Source organism: Paraburkholderia dipogonis (assembly GCF_046027395.1).
GTDB lineage: Bacteria > Pseudomonadota > Gammaproteobacteria > Burkholderiales > Burkholderiaceae > Paraburkholderia > Paraburkholderia dipogonis_A.
This window is the reverse complement of the sequence record NZ_JAQQEG010000087.1, coordinates 1-13,539: the sequence shown is the minus strand read 5'-3', so window position 1 is coordinate 13,539 and position 13,539 is coordinate 1. Positions and strand designations below refer to the sequence as shown.

At 62.5% G+C, this 13,539-nt stretch carries 11 protein-coding genes; 3 read left to right on the top strand and 8 right to left on the bottom strand.

Translation table 11 applies throughout. The features are described 5' to 3' along the window. Positions 1–185: 185 nt before the first annotated feature. Together PQR32_RS41430 and PQR32_RS41425 are read right to left on the bottom strand one after the other, a co-directional pair. Entirely contained in the window at positions 186–1,508 is a 1,323-nt protein-coding gene (locus PQR32_RS41430; protein WP_408241472.1) for a Glu/Leu/Phe/Val family dehydrogenase, read from the bottom strand. Positions 1,509–1,646: 138 nt separating this feature from the next. Beyond that, entirely contained in the window at positions 1,647–2,603 is a 957-nt protein-coding gene (locus tag PQR32_RS41425; protein ID WP_408241469.1) for a LysR family transcriptional regulator, read from the bottom strand. Positions 2,604–2,841: 238 nt separating this feature from the next. Here PQR32_RS41425 and PQR32_RS41420 point away from each other — a divergent pair, with 238 nt between their 5' ends. Both PQR32_RS41420 and purB read left to right on the top strand, forming a co-directional pair. Further along, positions 2,842–3,594 (top strand): glycosyltransferase family 2 protein, encoded by a 753-nt coding sequence (locus PQR32_RS41420; RefSeq protein WP_408241466.1) that lies wholly within the window; start codon positions 2,842–2,844, stop codon positions 3,592–3,594. 128 nt (positions 3,595–3,722) lie between these two features. Then, positions 3,723–5,111 (top strand): adenylosuccinate lyase, encoded by a 1,389-nt coding sequence (gene purB / locus PQR32_RS41415; RefSeq protein ID WP_310813928.1) that lies wholly within the window; start codon positions 3,723–3,725, stop codon positions 5,109–5,111. An 88-nt stretch (positions 5,112–5,199) separates the two neighbouring features. On the opposite strand, the gene PQR32_RS41410 is transcribed toward purB, so the two are convergent. The 4 genes from PQR32_RS41410 to edd all read right to left on the bottom strand — a co-directional run bounded on the left by PQR32_RS41410 (position 5,200) and on the right by edd (position 9,918). After that, positions 5,200–5,697 (bottom strand): gluconokinase, encoded by a 498-nt coding sequence (locus PQR32_RS41410; RefSeq protein ID WP_408241463.1) that lies wholly within the window; start codon positions 5,695–5,697, stop codon positions 5,200–5,202. Between the two features lie 10 nt (positions 5,698–5,707). After that, positions 5,708–7,093 carry a GntT/GntP/DsdX family permease gene (locus PQR32_RS41405; RefSeq protein ID WP_408241460.1) on the bottom strand — a complete coding sequence of 462 codons (1,386 nt, stop codon included), beginning with the start codon at positions 7,091–7,093 and terminating at the stop codon, positions 5,708–5,710. Between the two features lie 253 nt (positions 7,094–7,346). After that, the gene (eda, locus tag PQR32_RS41400) at positions 7,347–7,988 is read right to left on the bottom strand and encodes a bifunctional 4-hydroxy-2-oxoglutarate aldolase/2-dehydro-3-deoxy-phosphogluconate aldolase (protein WP_106284003.1); all 642 of its coding nucleotides are present in this window, start codon (positions 7,986–7,988) and stop codon (positions 7,347–7,349) included. 25 nt (positions 7,989–8,013) lie between these two features. Beyond that, positions 8,014–9,918: a phosphogluconate dehydratase gene (gene edd / locus PQR32_RS41395; protein ID WP_408241457.1), complete on the bottom strand. Its 1,905-nt coding sequence runs from the start codon at positions 9,916–9,918 to the stop codon at positions 8,014–8,016. A gap of 294 nt (positions 9,919–10,212) precedes the next feature. Here edd and PQR32_RS41390 point away from each other — a divergent pair, with 294 nt between their 5' ends. Next, positions 10,213–11,058 (top strand): MurR/RpiR family transcriptional regulator, encoded by an 846-nt coding sequence (locus tag PQR32_RS41390; RefSeq protein WP_408241454.1) that lies wholly within the window; start codon positions 10,213–10,215, stop codon positions 11,056–11,058. Positions 11,059–11,125: 67 nt separating this feature from the next. Here PQR32_RS41390 and PQR32_RS41385 read toward each other — a convergent pair whose 3' ends face one another. Both PQR32_RS41385 and PQR32_RS41380 read right to left on the bottom strand, forming a co-directional pair. After that, a complete protein-coding gene (locus PQR32_RS41385; protein WP_408241451.1) occupies positions 11,126–11,857 on the bottom strand; it encodes an OmpA family protein in 732 nt (243 codons plus the stop codon). Positions 11,858–11,981: 124 nt separating this feature from the next. Then, the coding region (locus tag PQR32_RS41380) for a YadA family autotransporter adhesin (protein ID WP_408241448.1) at positions 11,982–13,539 on the bottom strand (1,558 nt) is incomplete at its 5' end.

The window sequence follows — 13,539 nt, the reverse complement described above, 5'->3', positions numbered from 1 at the left end:
CGCCCGCCCCCCCCCCCCCCCCCCCCCCCCCCCCCCCCCCCCCCCCCCCCCCCCCCCCCCCCCCCCCCCCCCCCCGGGTCGAACACGCCGTCTCGTGGACCGCGTTGAAGCAAGGATTGGCGGTGGCTCCGCGGGTTACGGAACCGCCGCTTGAAGCGGAAAAGAAGCGGAAAGAAGCGGAAAGATCAGGGATACAGGCCGCGCAGTTCGCGCGCTTCCAGGATCCGCTTACACGCGACGATAAACGCCGCGGTCCGCACGGACACCTTCTGCTCGCTCGACACCTGCCACACCGCGGCGAATGCTTCACGCATCACACGCTCGAGGCGCTGGTTGATCTCGTCTTCCGTCCAGAAAAAGCTCGAGAAGTCCTGCACCCATTCGAAGTACGAGACGGTCACGCCGCCGGCATTGGCCACCACGTCCGGAATCACGAGGATGCCGCGATCGTGCAGGATGTCGTCCGCCGCCGTGGTGGTCGGGCCGTTCGCGCCTTCCACGACGATCTTCGTCTTGATCTTGCCGGCGTTCTTTTCGGTGATCTGGTTTTCCAGCGCCGCCGGAATCAGGATGTCCGATTCGACGTTCCAGAATTCTTCGTTCGTGACGGCGTCGGCCTCAGGGAAACCACCCACGCCGCCCGTCTTGGCCACGTGTTCGAGCAACGCGACGGCGTCGATACCGGTCGACTTGTACAGCGAGCCGGTGTGATCCTGCACCGCGACCAGCTTCGAACCCGCTTCCTGGAACAGACGCGCCGCGATACCGCCCACGTTGCCGAAACCTTGAACCGCAATGCGTGCGCCTTCGATGTCGACACCGATACGGCGCGCGGCTTCGGAGGCCACCACGAACACGCCACGGCCGGTCGCTTCGCGGCGGCCGAGCGAACCGCCCAGCGTGATCGGCTTGCCCGTCACGACGCCCGTGGCCGTCTGGCCCTGGTTCATCGAGTACGTGTCCATCATCCACGCCATGATCTGCTCGTTCGTGTTCACGTCCGGCGCGGGAATGTCGGTATTCGGTCCGATGATGATGCCGATTTCGCTGGTGTAGCGGCGGGTCACGCGCTCCAGCTCACCACGCGACAGGGTGCGCGGGTCGACACGGATGCCGCCCTTCGCGCCGCCGTACGGCACGTTCACCGCAGCGTTCTTCACCGACATCCACGCCGACAAGGCCATCACTTCCGACAACGTCACATCCTGGTGGTAACGCACACCGCCCTTGCCCGGGCCGCGCGACACGTTGTGCTGCACGCGATAGCCTTCGAAGTGAGCGACCGTGCCGTTATCGAGTTCGATAGGCACGTCGACGACCAGAATGCGCTTCGGGCGCTTCAGGGTTTCGAGCCAGCGGGACAGGGAGCCGAGATATGGCGCGACGCGATCGACCTGACGCAGGTAGTTGCCCCACGGGCCGAGATCGTCTTTATTCAGGTAGGAAGGAACCGACTGCAACGTTGATGCGGATTGTGCGACTTGTGCTGCCTGTTGCTGGGATGACATGAACGCTCCGGCGTTGATCGAGTAACAGCATTGTCGAAAAACGCCGTTTTGAAATCCAATGCCGTTTCCTTATCCGATTATGTTTTTTTTGCATAACCATCAAGAAGCCGCAAATTCGCGTCGTAGGGAAGCAGGATTTCAGGCCGTACCGTGCGCCAGTTCCTCCGACACCACGTCCCACAACTGACGCACGAGTATCTGTCGCGCATCGTCGCTCTTCGCCGCGAGCTTGTCGCGATAGAGACGAATCTCCATGGTCAGCGTGAGCTGGCCTTCCGGCGTGCCACGTGTCGCGCGGTCGAGACGGATCAACTTGCCGTCGGCGACCGCGTCTTCGACCGCGCTGTGCGGCAGGAAGGCGATGCCGTGCCCGGCCAGCGCCATCGCCTTGAGTCCTTCCGCCATGTCGGTTTCGTAGAGCCGGTCGAGATACAAGCGCTCCGGCGCGTTGGCCAGGATCACTTCGGTCATGCGTCCTAGATAGGCGTTCGGCGTGTAGGACAGGTAGGGCGTGGGTGCATCGCCCGTACCCGGCAACGTGTAACGCGGACGGCCGGCGCGGCCCGGCGCCGAGAATGGACTGATCGGCTCGTTGCCGAGCGTCAGCATGTCGTAGCGGCCCGGATCGAGCGCGACCGGATGGCTGGGATGGTGATAACCCATCATCAGATCGCAGCCGCCTTCCACCAGCGATAACGCCGCGTCGTGCACGTTCAGGGCTCGCAGCCGCGTGTGGATCGGACCCAGATGGGCTTCGATCCGCTGCAGCCAGCGGGGAAAGTAGGTCAGCGAAAGCGTATGCGGCACGGCGAATTCGATGGTGGCCTGCGGCGTCGCCGTATGGCCACGCAGCAGCGCACGGGCTTCGTGGAACTGCGACAGCATCGCAAGCGCCTGCTCGTTGAACACCTGACCGGCCGCCGTGAGTCGCGTCGGATAGACCGAGCGGTCGATCAGTTCCGTGCCGAGCCATGCCTCGAGCGCCTGAATCCGCCGCGAGAACGCCGGCTGCGTGACGTGGCGCAATTCAGCCGAGCGGCTGAAACTACGCGTTTCCGCGAGCGAAACGAAGTCTTCGAGCCATTTCAGTTCCATGCGGGGCCTGCTGCCGACGGGAGAGAGGAAGTCAGCATTCTAGTGGGTGTCGTGAAACGGGTCGTCGCGGCGGTACGCCAGAACGCGCGATAGCCCGCCCATGCGAAATCGGATTGCGCCGATGGCGCCGGGCAGCGGCGAGCCGCTATCTTGCTCCGCTCACGACGCCGCGGCCGACACGCGGCACCCTCCACCACTCGTCTTCGACAACGCGCAACTTCGCGCGCGAGACCCCGCCATGTCCCCACTCGTCTCCATCATCACGCCGACGGCCAACCGCGAGCGCTTCCTGCCCGCCATCACGCGTTGCGTGCTTCGCCAGCAGGTCGACTGGGAATGGCTGATCCTCGATGACAGCCCCGAGCCGAGCGCTTATATGCAAGCGCTGGCTTTGCAGGATGCACGCATCCGCTACTTTCATTCCGCCACGCGCATGTCGATCGGCGCCAAGCGCAACGCGCTGATCGCCGAATCGCGCGGCTCGGTGATCGCCCATTTCGACGACGACGACCACTACGCGCCGCATTACCTCGCGCACATGGTCAAGACGATGCAGGAGAACCGCGCGGATCTGATCAAGCTGTCGGGCTTCTTCATGTATGCGCCGCACACGCGATTCTTCGGCTACATGGACCTGAATGCCAAGGTAGGCCTGCACTACGAATTGAGCGGCCGTTCGGTCAACCATATCGAATTCCACGAGAAAATGCAGATCGGCGCGGATTTCATCCTCTTCTATGGTTTCTCGTATGTCTACGACAAGGCCCGCGCCGCAATCTCCACCTTCGACGATGTCGATCTGTACGACGACGAAAGCTTCATCCGGCGGGTGGTCGAAGCAGGCCGCAACGTGATTGCAGTGGACGATCCGCCGGCGAGTTGCCTGCATCTGGTCCATCCCGCGTCCACCTCGCGCTGCTTCTCGCGCTACTCGATGCCGTCGTTCACGCTGCCCGCCCTGTTTCCCGGCTACGAAGGCTATCCGGACTAGCCGCTGCACGGGCGTTATGCCGGCACCGCGCGGCGCCGCGTCGAAATCAGGCCAATCGGCGTCCGGTGGTAAAATTCGCGGTTCCCGCAGTTTCCTCCGCGTTTTCACCCTTGCGCCACGCCGCCATCATGTCCGACACCCGCCCCGACACCCTCTTCGCGCTGAACGCGCTCTCCCCGCTCGACGGCCGCTACGCCTCGAAAACCGAAGCCCTGCGCGACTGGCTCTCGGAAGCCGCTTTCATGCGCAATCGCGTGACGGTCGAAATCCATTGGCTGATCGCGCTCTCGCGCGCCGGTTTCGCCGAAGTGCCGCGCTTTTCCGAAGCGTCCGAACAATTCCTGCTGCAACTGGCCGAGCGCTTCACCGCGCACGACGCCGCGCGCATCAAGGAAATCGAACGTGTGACGAATCACGACGTGAAGGCGGTCGAATACTGGCTGAAGGAATCCGTGAAGGGTCAGGCAGAACTGGAGCGCGCGAGCGAGTTCATCCACTTCGCCTGCACGTCGGAAGACATCAACAACACGTCGCACGGCCTGATGCTGGCGGGCGCCCGTGAACACGTGATTCTGCCGGCGCTGCGCTCGGTGCATCAGCGCCTCGTCGCACTGGCTCACGCGCACGCCGAACAGCCGATGCTGTCGCGCACGCACGGCCAGCCGGCCAGCCCGACCACGCTCGGCAAGGAACTCGCCAACGTTGCGGCACGCCTGGAACGCGCAATCGACCGTATCGCCAAGGTCGAACTGCTCGGCAAGATGAACGGCGCGGTCGGCAACTTCAACGCGCATCTGTCCGCGTATCCGGAGTTCGACTGGGAAGCGTTCTCGCGCGAAGTGGTCGAACAGCGTCTGAAGCTCACGTTCAATCCGTACACGATTCAGATCGAACCGCACGACTACATGGCCGAACTGTTCGACGCGGTTTCGCGTGCGAACACGATCCTGCTGGACCTGGACCGCGACGTGTGGGGCTACATCTCGGTCGGTTACTTCAAGCAACGCACCAAGGCCGGTGAAATCGGTTCGTCGACCATGCCGCACAAGGTCAATCCGATCGACTTCGAAAACTCCGAAGGCAACCTCGGCCTCGCGAACGCCACGCTGCGCCATCTCGCCGACAAGCTGCCGGTCTCGCGCTGGCAGCGCGACCTGACCGATTCGACGGTGCTGCGCAATATCGGCGTCGCGTTCGGTTACTCGCTGCTCGCGTACGACTCGCTGATCCGCGGCCTGGACAAGCTCGAAGTGAATGCACAGCGCCTGAACGAAGACCTCGACAACTGCTGGGAAGTGCTGGCCGAGCCGGTGCAAACGGTGATGCGCCGTTACGGCATCGAAAATCCGTACGAGCAGTTGAAGGAACTGACCCGCGGCAAGGGCATCACGCGTGAAGCGCTGCAAACGTTCGTCAATGGCCTTGCGATTCCGCAGGACGCGAAAGATCGCTTGCTCGCGATGACGCCGGCTTCGTATATCGGCAAGGCGGTTGAACTGGCCAAGCGGATCGCTTAACCAGCTTGAGCCGTGCATCGCCTCGTGACTCGAGGTGTAAAAAAACCGCTCCTTGGAGCGGTTTTTTATTTGCAGCGACGAAGCAAACTCACTTACGCGCTTCAACCTGCCTGAGCACTTCGACGACGATCTCTTCCGGCGACAACTCGATGCTCACCGTGATCGCTTCGTCCGCGCCAGGCTCTTCGAGCGTATCGAGCTGGCTTTGCAGCAGCGACGGATCGAAGAAATGGCCGGTGCGCGTGGTCAGACGCTCCTCCAGCACTTCACGCGAGCCCTTCAGATACACGAAGCACACGTCCCGGTCGCCATCGCGCAAAACGTCGCGATACGAGCGTTTCAGCGACGAGCACGTGAACACCGCCGCCTCGCCCGCCTTCTGTTTCTCGACAATCGCCACGCGGATGGTTTGCAGCCACGGCCAACGGTCTTCGTCGGTGAGCGGAATGCCGTGGTGCATTTTCTCCTTGTTGGCGGCGCTGTGAAACGCGTCGCCGTCGGTGAACGCGCAGTGCAGGCGCTCCGCCAGCATTTCGCCAATTCTCGTCTTGCCGGCGCCCGACACGCCCATTGCGATCAGAATCATCAAAAACTCCTTACACGACCGCCGCGAGTGCGAAGGTCAAACCCAAGCCCATCAGTGAAATGATGGTTTCGAGGAGCGACCATGTCTTGAAGGTCTGCCCCACCGTCATACCGAAGTATTCCTTGATCAGCCAGAAACCGCCGTCGTTCACGTGCGAGAAGATCAGCGAGCCCGAGCCAGTGGCGAGCACCAGCAGTTCCGGCTCGACATGCACGCCGCTCGCCGAAGCGATCGGTGCGACGATGCCGCACGCCGTGGTCATGGCGACCGTCGCCGAACCCGTAGCCAGACGAATCAATGCGGCCACCAGCCAGCCGAACAACAGCGGCGACAGATGCATCGCCGTCGCCACATTGACGATTTCCTTCGAAATGCCGCTGTCCATCAGCACGCGCCCGAACCCGCCGCCCGCGCCGACGATCAGCGTGATGCCCGCAATCGGCGCAAGACAGTCGCCGCAGAATTTCTGGATCTGCTCGCGAGTGAAACCGCGGCTCGCACCGAAAGTCCAGAAGCTCACCAGCACCGCGATCAGCAGCGCGACGTCCGAGTTGCCGGCGAAGTGCAGCAGATCGTTCGGCAAGGTCTTCGGCGTGGTGAAGAGATCGGCCCAGCTTCCGACCAGCATCAAAATCACCGGCAGCAGGATCGTGAGCAGCGTGATGCCGAAGCTCGGTAGTTCGCGCTTAGGTGCTCCGTTTTGCACGCCGTTTTTGGCGTCGTCACCGTGACCGAGAAATTGCGCGGCGAGCGCATTGTCTTTCGGCAGCTTGATATAGCGGCTGATCATCAACGCGAACAACGGACCGGCGACGATAGCGGTCGGCACACCGACGATCAGCCCATAGGCGATGGTCCTGCCGATATCCGCGTGATACGCCTGCACCGCGAGCATCGCGGCCGGATGTGGCGGAAGCAGCCCGTGCACGACGGACAGACCCGCGACCATCGGCAAGCCGACCAGCAGCAGCGACTTGTTGGTGCGCTTCGCCACGTTGAACGCGATCGGAATCAGCAACACGAAACCGACTTCGAAGAACACCGGCAAGCCGACGATGATCGCCACGATCATCATCGCCCAGTGGATGTTCTTCTCGCCAAAGAAGTTGATCAACGTAGTCGCGATGCGCTCGGCGCCGCCCGATTCGGCCATCATCTTGCCGAGCATCGTGCCCAGACCGACCACGATGGCGATGTGCCCGAGCGTATTGCCGTTACCCGTTTCGAACGATTTGACGATGGTGGCCATCGGCATGCCGGATGCAAGTCCCAGCAGCAGCGACACGATGATCAGGACGAGGAACGGATAAACCTTGTAGCGCGTGATCAGCAGGATCAGCAATGCGATGGCGATCACCGCGAAGACCAGCAGTGTGCTGCCGTGGACAGCTTCCATGAAGCTCCTCCTTTTGCGTTATTGATTGTGAGTGCGGCACAGCCAGCACCCTTGTCTCACGGCGGCCTGTGCGGCGCCTTGAAACCGGGCTGACCGCGCGGACGCTGAATTTTACTGTTTGTTGTCTGCAAACGTGCGCCAAATCCGCGCGCATATCGCAAAAGAGCCTCGCCAGGACAGCCTGAGCGGCTGTATTGACGAGGCTCCTTTGCGTCGGACCTTGATAGCGGGTTAACGTGCGGGCCGCTTCAACTCAATGGGCAGGCGCTGCCAACTGGCTCGCGGCACGCGCCAGACGCGTGACTTCGTCCCAGTTTTGCGCGGCGAGTGCGGCTTTCGGCGTGAGCCACGAGCCGCCCACACACACCACGTTCGGCAGCGACAGGAAGTGCGTGGCTGTTTCCGCCGTGATGCCGCCGGTCGGGCAGAACTTCAGATTCGGGAACGGGCCGTGAAAAGCTTGCAGCATCGGCACGCCACCCGCCTGTTGCGCCGGGAAAAACTTCACGATCTCGTAGCCGAGTTCCAGCGCCGCGATGATGTCCGACGGCGTCATCACGCCCGGCAGCAGCGGCAAGCCCGCATCCTGCGCGGCCTTGTGCATGTCTCTCGTCAGGCCAGGGGAGACGCCGAACTGCGCGCCCGCCTTCTTGGCCTGAGCGCAATGCTCGGGCTTCGTAATCGTGCCGACACCGACGACGATGTCTTCGGCCAACTGGCTGGCGCGTTCGATCGCTTCGAGGCCTGCTGCGGTGCGCAAGGTGATTTCCAGCACCTTCACGCCGCCCGCGTGCAGCGCGCGAGATACGTGTTCACCCTGTTCGACCGAGTCGAACGCGAGCACCGGAATCACCGGGCCGAGGCGCACGATATCGCTTACTGTTTTCGACGTCATAGTCAGACTCCTTGTTCTGCAGCACTTAGCTGGCGTGAGTGGTGCTTTTGTGTTTTGCGGTGTGAGCTTTGGCCACTTCACCGTGATGCGCCGAGCGCTCGCCCACCATCGCGCCGAATACCGACGCACCCTGCTCCGCCGGCGCCGCCGCCGCGCGGAATACACCGAACAGTTCGCGGCCGAAGCCGACTTCGTTTTCGCCCTGATGTTGCGGCACGGCGTTAGGCCGGGCTGCCCATTCGGCTGCGTCGATTTCGATGTCGAGCACGCCGGCTTCGGCGTCGATCACCAGCATATCGCCTGTGCGCACCTTGCCGATCGGCCCTTGCAGCAACGCTTCCGGCGACAGATGAATCACCGCCGGCACTTTGCCCGATGCGCCGGACATGCGGCCGTCCGTGACCAGTGCAACATGGAAACCTTGATCCTGCAACACACCGAGCAGCGGCGTCAAACGATGCAGCTCAGGCATGCCGTTTGCCCGCGCGCCCTGGAAGCGCACGACGGCGATGAAGTCGCGCTTCAGCTCGTGCTTGTCGAACGCTTCCTGCACGGCTTCCTGCGAATCGAACACGATCGCCGGCGCCTTGACCTTGCGATGCTGCGCCGCGACGGCCGAAATCTTGATCACGCCGCGGCCGAGCTTGCCCTTCATCAGACGCAATCCGCCGTCCGGCTGGAACGGTTCCTTGATGCCGCGCAGCACCGCCGTGTCTTCGCTGGTTTGCGCGCCCGGCACCCATTGCAGCTTGCCGTCGAGCAGCTTCGGCTCTTCCGTGTAGTGCTTCAGGCCCTTGCCCACGACTGTGTTCACGTCTTCGTGCAACAAGCCGCCTTCCAGCAGATTGCGCACCAGGAACGCGACGCCTCCCGCCGCGTGGAAGTGGTTCACGTCAGCTTTGCCGTTCGGGTAGATCTTCGCGAGCAAAGGCACTGCTTGCGACAACGTGTCGAAATCATCCCAATCGATCACGATGCCCGCCGCGCGCGCAATCGCGACCAGATGCAGCGTGTGGTTGGTCGAGCCGCCCGTCGCCAGCAGCGCGACGATGCCGTTGACGATCGCTTTCTCGTCGACCACGTGGCCGATCGGCATGTAATGGCCACGGTCCACCGTCAGATCGAGCACGCGGCGCGCGGCCTGTGCGGTCAGCGCGTCGCGCAGCGGCGTATGCGGATGCACGAAAGCTGAACTCGGCAGATGCAGGCCCATCACTTCCATCAGCATCTGGTTGCTGTTCGCGGTGCCGTAGAACGTGCAGGTGCCGTGGCTGTGATACGCGGCGGCCTCCGCTTCGAGCAGCGCGTCGCGGCCGCACCCGCCGGTCGCGAAGAGTTGGCGTGTCTTGGCTTTATCGTCGTTGGACAGGCCGCTGCCCATCGGGCCGGCCGGCACGAAGATGGTCGGAATATGGCCGAACTGCAGCGCGCCGATCAACAGGCCCGGCACGATCTTGTCGCAGATGCCCAGGCACAGCGCCGCGTCGAACATGTTGTGCGTGAGCGCGACCGCCGTGCTCATCGCGATGACTTCGCGCGAGAACAGCGACAGTTCCATGCCGGCATTGCCTTGCGTGACGCCGTCGCACATGGCCGGCACGCCGCCCGCGAATTGCGCGACACCGCCGTTTTCGCGCGCGGCCTGCTTGATGATGTCGGGGTAGTTTTTGTACGGCGCGTGGGCCGACAGCATCTCGTTGTACGAAGACACGATGCCGATGTTCGGCTCGCGGATCTGCTTGATGACGAGCTTGTCGTTGCCTTCGAGGCCGGCGAAACCGTGAGCCAGATTGGCGCAGGAGAGCGCGCCGCGCGCCGGGAACTTGCCCTGCGCATGGTGGATGCGGGCTAGGTACGCCTCACGAGTGGGTTTGCTGCGCTCGACCACGCGTTGCGTGACCTTCAACAATTGCGAATGCGGGGAAACCATCGGAGCTCCTTCGTCGCTGGCTGAGAACGGGCGTGCGCGCACTATGCCAGGTAGGTATCGCGGGAATGTCGAATCAGTTGACGACGCCATCTTAGTAGAAAAACTACATGATCGCAATGTTCTCTGGTGCTGCGCTGCCGCATACTTCGACTGCCGGAAACGACCAACCGGCGTAGCTTTCGCACGTCAGGCCCAAAACTTAGGGATTACACCTACCGGCTCAAATGTAGTTTTTGTACCTTATCAGCAATCGGATATAGTCCACGCATTCTTCAGCATAGTGCGAGTTTTCCAATGATGCTGTCTCAGGTGGAAGAGATGCGCGATCAGTTGCGCCCGTCCGAGCGCAAGCTGGCCGATTATGTGATCGAGGCGCCGCGCGAGGTGCTCGATCTGTCGATGACGGAAGTGGCCGCCCGCGCGGGCGTGAGCCAGCCGACCATCGCGCGGTTTTGTCATGCGCTTGGGTTTTCGGGGTTTCGTGAGTTCAAGATCCGGCTCGCGCAGGGGATTGCGTCGGGCGTGCCGACCGTCTATCGGGATGTGCGGCCGGATGAAGGCGCGCCCGGACTGATCGCCAAAGTGTTCGACCGGACCATCGGCACGCTGATCGAGGTGCGTAACAGCCTGTCGCCAGATAGCGTCGAAGCGGCCGTCGAGCTGCTGGCGAACGCGGCGCGCATCGAGTTCTACGGGGCAGGCGGCTCGGGCATTGCCGCGCAGGATATTCAGCACAAGTTTTTTCGGCTCGGCATGCCGAGCGTCGCGTACTCCGATCCACATACTTACTCGATGTCGGCGGCGCTGCTCGGACCTGGCGATGTCGTGGTCGCGGTATCTAATACCGGCCGGACTCGCGACATCATCGAAGCTGCGCGTTCGGCGCTCGCTCGCGGCGCGAAGGTGATCGCGATTACGCATGGCAGTTCGCCGCTCGCCAAGGTGGCGTCAATCTGCCTTTTCTCGAACGTCGTCGAGGAAAACGATGTGTTTTCGCCGATGACTTCGCGCACGTCGCATCTGGCGATCGGCGATATTCTGGCGGTTGGTGTTGCGCTTAAGCGTGGACCCGAGTTGGTGGAAAGATTGGGACAGGCGAAGGGGGTGATCGGCCGACTGAGGATCGACGGCGAGGGTTGAAGAGGCGCGGATAAAAAAAGGCCTGCACGATGGCAGGCCTTTGTGGTCGAACAATGCGTGTTGCCAGTTACTCGGCAATCACGCGGACATCGACGCGGCGGTTCTGCATGCGGCCTTCGGCCGTTGCATTCGTCGCCACCGGATCGGCACTGCCCAGACCGCGCGCGACAAACTGGTCGGCGTGGAGGCCGCCGTCACGCAGATATTGCACGACCGCTGCGGCACGGGCCTCGGACAATTTCAGGTTATGCGCTTCCGAACCCGTCTTGTCGGTATAACCCGTCACCGTCACGCGATGCAGGTCGACGCCCTTGTTGACGATCATGAAGTGGTCGAGGTTTTCCTTAGCAACGGGGCTCAGCGCCGCGCTATCGGTTGCGAAGTTCGCGTTGCCTTGCAGCAGTAAGCGAACCTGCGGCACCACCTGTTTTGCTTGCGGCTGCGGAGCGGCCTGCTGCGGGACCGGTTGTTCCGGCACCGGCTGTTGCGCAACCTGCGTTCCGCACATGAAGGTCATTTCGCGCGGAGCCTTCACCGGTGCGTTGTCGCGCACGCCGTCAATCGCTTCCAGCCACGTCACAGGCTGAGCCTGACAGGTTTCCTCAGCCACGCGCACGCAACTGTTCGAGCTTTCGAAAAGTCCCAGGCAGCTGACCCGATAAGTCGGTGCTTTCTGGTTCGGCGTGCTAACCGCGTGAAGCGTATAGGTCGGTCCCGACTGCGTGGTACACGCAGCAAGGAACGTCACAAAAGCGCCGAGCAGCGGCGCGCGGAGATATTTAAACAGAGTTGCGTTCATTTTCAGGAATTCAGTCATTGAAGCGGCGCCCTTGCCACGTGTTCCATGGACAAGAGCGCGCTTGCAGTTAAGTCAAGGCAGATCCGGCTGACGAACGGGGCTCACGCTCCGTCCGTCACGGCATTTACCACTGGTACGAAGCACCCAAACCCACCGTCGTGCCACTCGAGCTGGTGCCCGCGCCGACCTTCATCTTCAGGTTCTCGGTGATGCGTGCCGAGACGCCGAGCGCCACAGCCTGCTCACCCTTGTACGTGCCACCGCCGATACCGACCGCGATCGTCTTGCCTTGATCGACGTCCGGGATCATCGTCAGTGCCGTAGCGGCTGCGATACCTGCGTAGGCGCTCTTCGCGACCTGGCTGACGCTGTTCTGCACCGAGTTGATCTGCTGATCGGTGTAGTCCTTTGCGCTCGTGCCAGCCGGCAGGCCGGTCGCCGCGCTGATCGAGTCATTCAACTGACCCACGTTGACCGCGTCGGTCGTTGCCGTACCGGCCGCGACGTTGGTGACTTGGCGTTCGTTGCCCGCCGAGCCCACCGACACCGTGTTCGCACGATCCGCCACCGAGTTCGCACCCAGTGCCACTGAGTTGGCCGCGGTCGCGCTAGCGTTCGCACCCATTGCGGTGGAGTGCGTGCCGCTTGCCACTGCTGCTTCCGTGTCACGGTTGCCGTCTGCTGCGAACATCGGATTGCCGCCTGACTTGGCGATGTTCGTGACGGTGGAGATCGCCGCGTTCATCTGGTCGACGTTGACTGCGTCATCACCGGTCGTGCCTGCTGCCACGTTGTGGATCGTCGTACCGCCTGCAACACCGTTACCCATCGTGACACTGCTGTAGTTGGTCGTACCGTCCGCGTTGTTGTCGTAAGTGACAGCCGTGTTGGTCGTTCCGTTCGGGTTGATGATGCCGGACGCCTTCAACTGCGCGACGTTCACCGCATCCGTGTCCGCCGTACCGGCCGCTACGTTGGTGATCTGGCGTTCGTTACCCGCCGAGCCCACCGACACCGTGTTGGCACGGTCAGCCACCGAGTTCGAACCAATTGCAACCGAGTTCGCCGCCAGGGACTGCGCGTTTCCGCCGATCGCGACCGACTCCGCACCCGTTGCTTGCGAATCCGCCAGCGTCGAGTTGGCGTGGAAGTACTTGACGCCGCCGCCGGTGCTGATGTTGTTCAGCGTGTTGTTGATGTTGGTGATATCCGTGGTGTTCTGCGTCACACGACCATCGAGGTTGGTGATTGCGTCACCCACGTTGTTGACGGTCGTGCCATCCACGACATACGACGGGGCCGTGATCGAGCCATCAGGGTTCACCGTCGAGCCGCCACCCATCGCATCAGCCGTCGAGTTGGCCAAGGCGTACAGCTGCGAACCGTTCACCGCGTCCACGCTCGTTGCGTTGACATCACCGGCCGACACGCCGGTCAGCTTGCGCGAACCCGCCGTGCCGGTGAAGTCCACCACCGTACCGTCGGTGTCCTTCGCAACCGTGATGTTGCGCGAGGTTGCGTCCTGCTGCACCAGACCGATTTCACCGTTGTTGATGTTGTTGGTCAGGTTCGTGATGTCCGTCGTATTCTGCGTCGTACGGCCATCGATGTTCGTGACCACGTCACCCACGTTGTTGAACGTCTTGCCGCCATCCACCACGTACGTCGGGTTCGTGATCGCG

Coding starts and splice junctions, on each gene's coding strand:
- PQR32_RS41430 (WP_408241472.1), bottom strand. CDS start 1,508: ATGTCATCCCAGCAACAGGCAGCACAAGTCGCACAATCCGCATCAACG.
- PQR32_RS41425 (WP_408241469.1), bottom strand. CDS start 2,603: ATGGAACTGAAATGGCTCGAAGACTTCGTTTCGCTCGCGGAAACGCGT.
- PQR32_RS41420 (WP_408241466.1), top strand. CDS start 2,842: ATGTCCCCACTCGTCTCCATCATCACGCCGACGGCCAACCGCGAGCGC.
- purB (WP_310813928.1), top strand. CDS start 3,723: ATGTCCGACACCCGCCCCGACACCCTCTTCGCGCTGAACGCGCTCTCC.
- PQR32_RS41410 (WP_408241463.1), bottom strand. CDS start 5,697: ATGATTCTGATCGCAATGGGCGTGTCGGGCGCCGGCAAGACGAGAATT.
- PQR32_RS41405 (WP_408241460.1), bottom strand. CDS start 7,093: ATGGAAGCTGTCCACGGCAGCACACTGCTGGTCTTCGCGGTGATCGCC.
- eda (WP_106284003.1), bottom strand. CDS start 7,988: ATGACGTCGAAAACAGTAAGCGATATCGTGCGCCTCGGCCCGGTGATT.
- edd (WP_408241457.1), bottom strand. CDS start 9,918: ATGGTTTCCCCGCATTCGCAATTGTTGAAGGTCACGCAACGCGTGGTC.
- PQR32_RS41390 (WP_408241454.1), top strand. CDS start 10,213: ATGATGCTGTCTCAGGTGGAAGAGATGCGCGATCAGTTGCGCCCGTCC.
- PQR32_RS41385 (WP_408241451.1), bottom strand. CDS start 11,857: ATGAACGCAACTCTGTTTAAATATCTCCGCGCGCCGCTGCTCGGCGCT.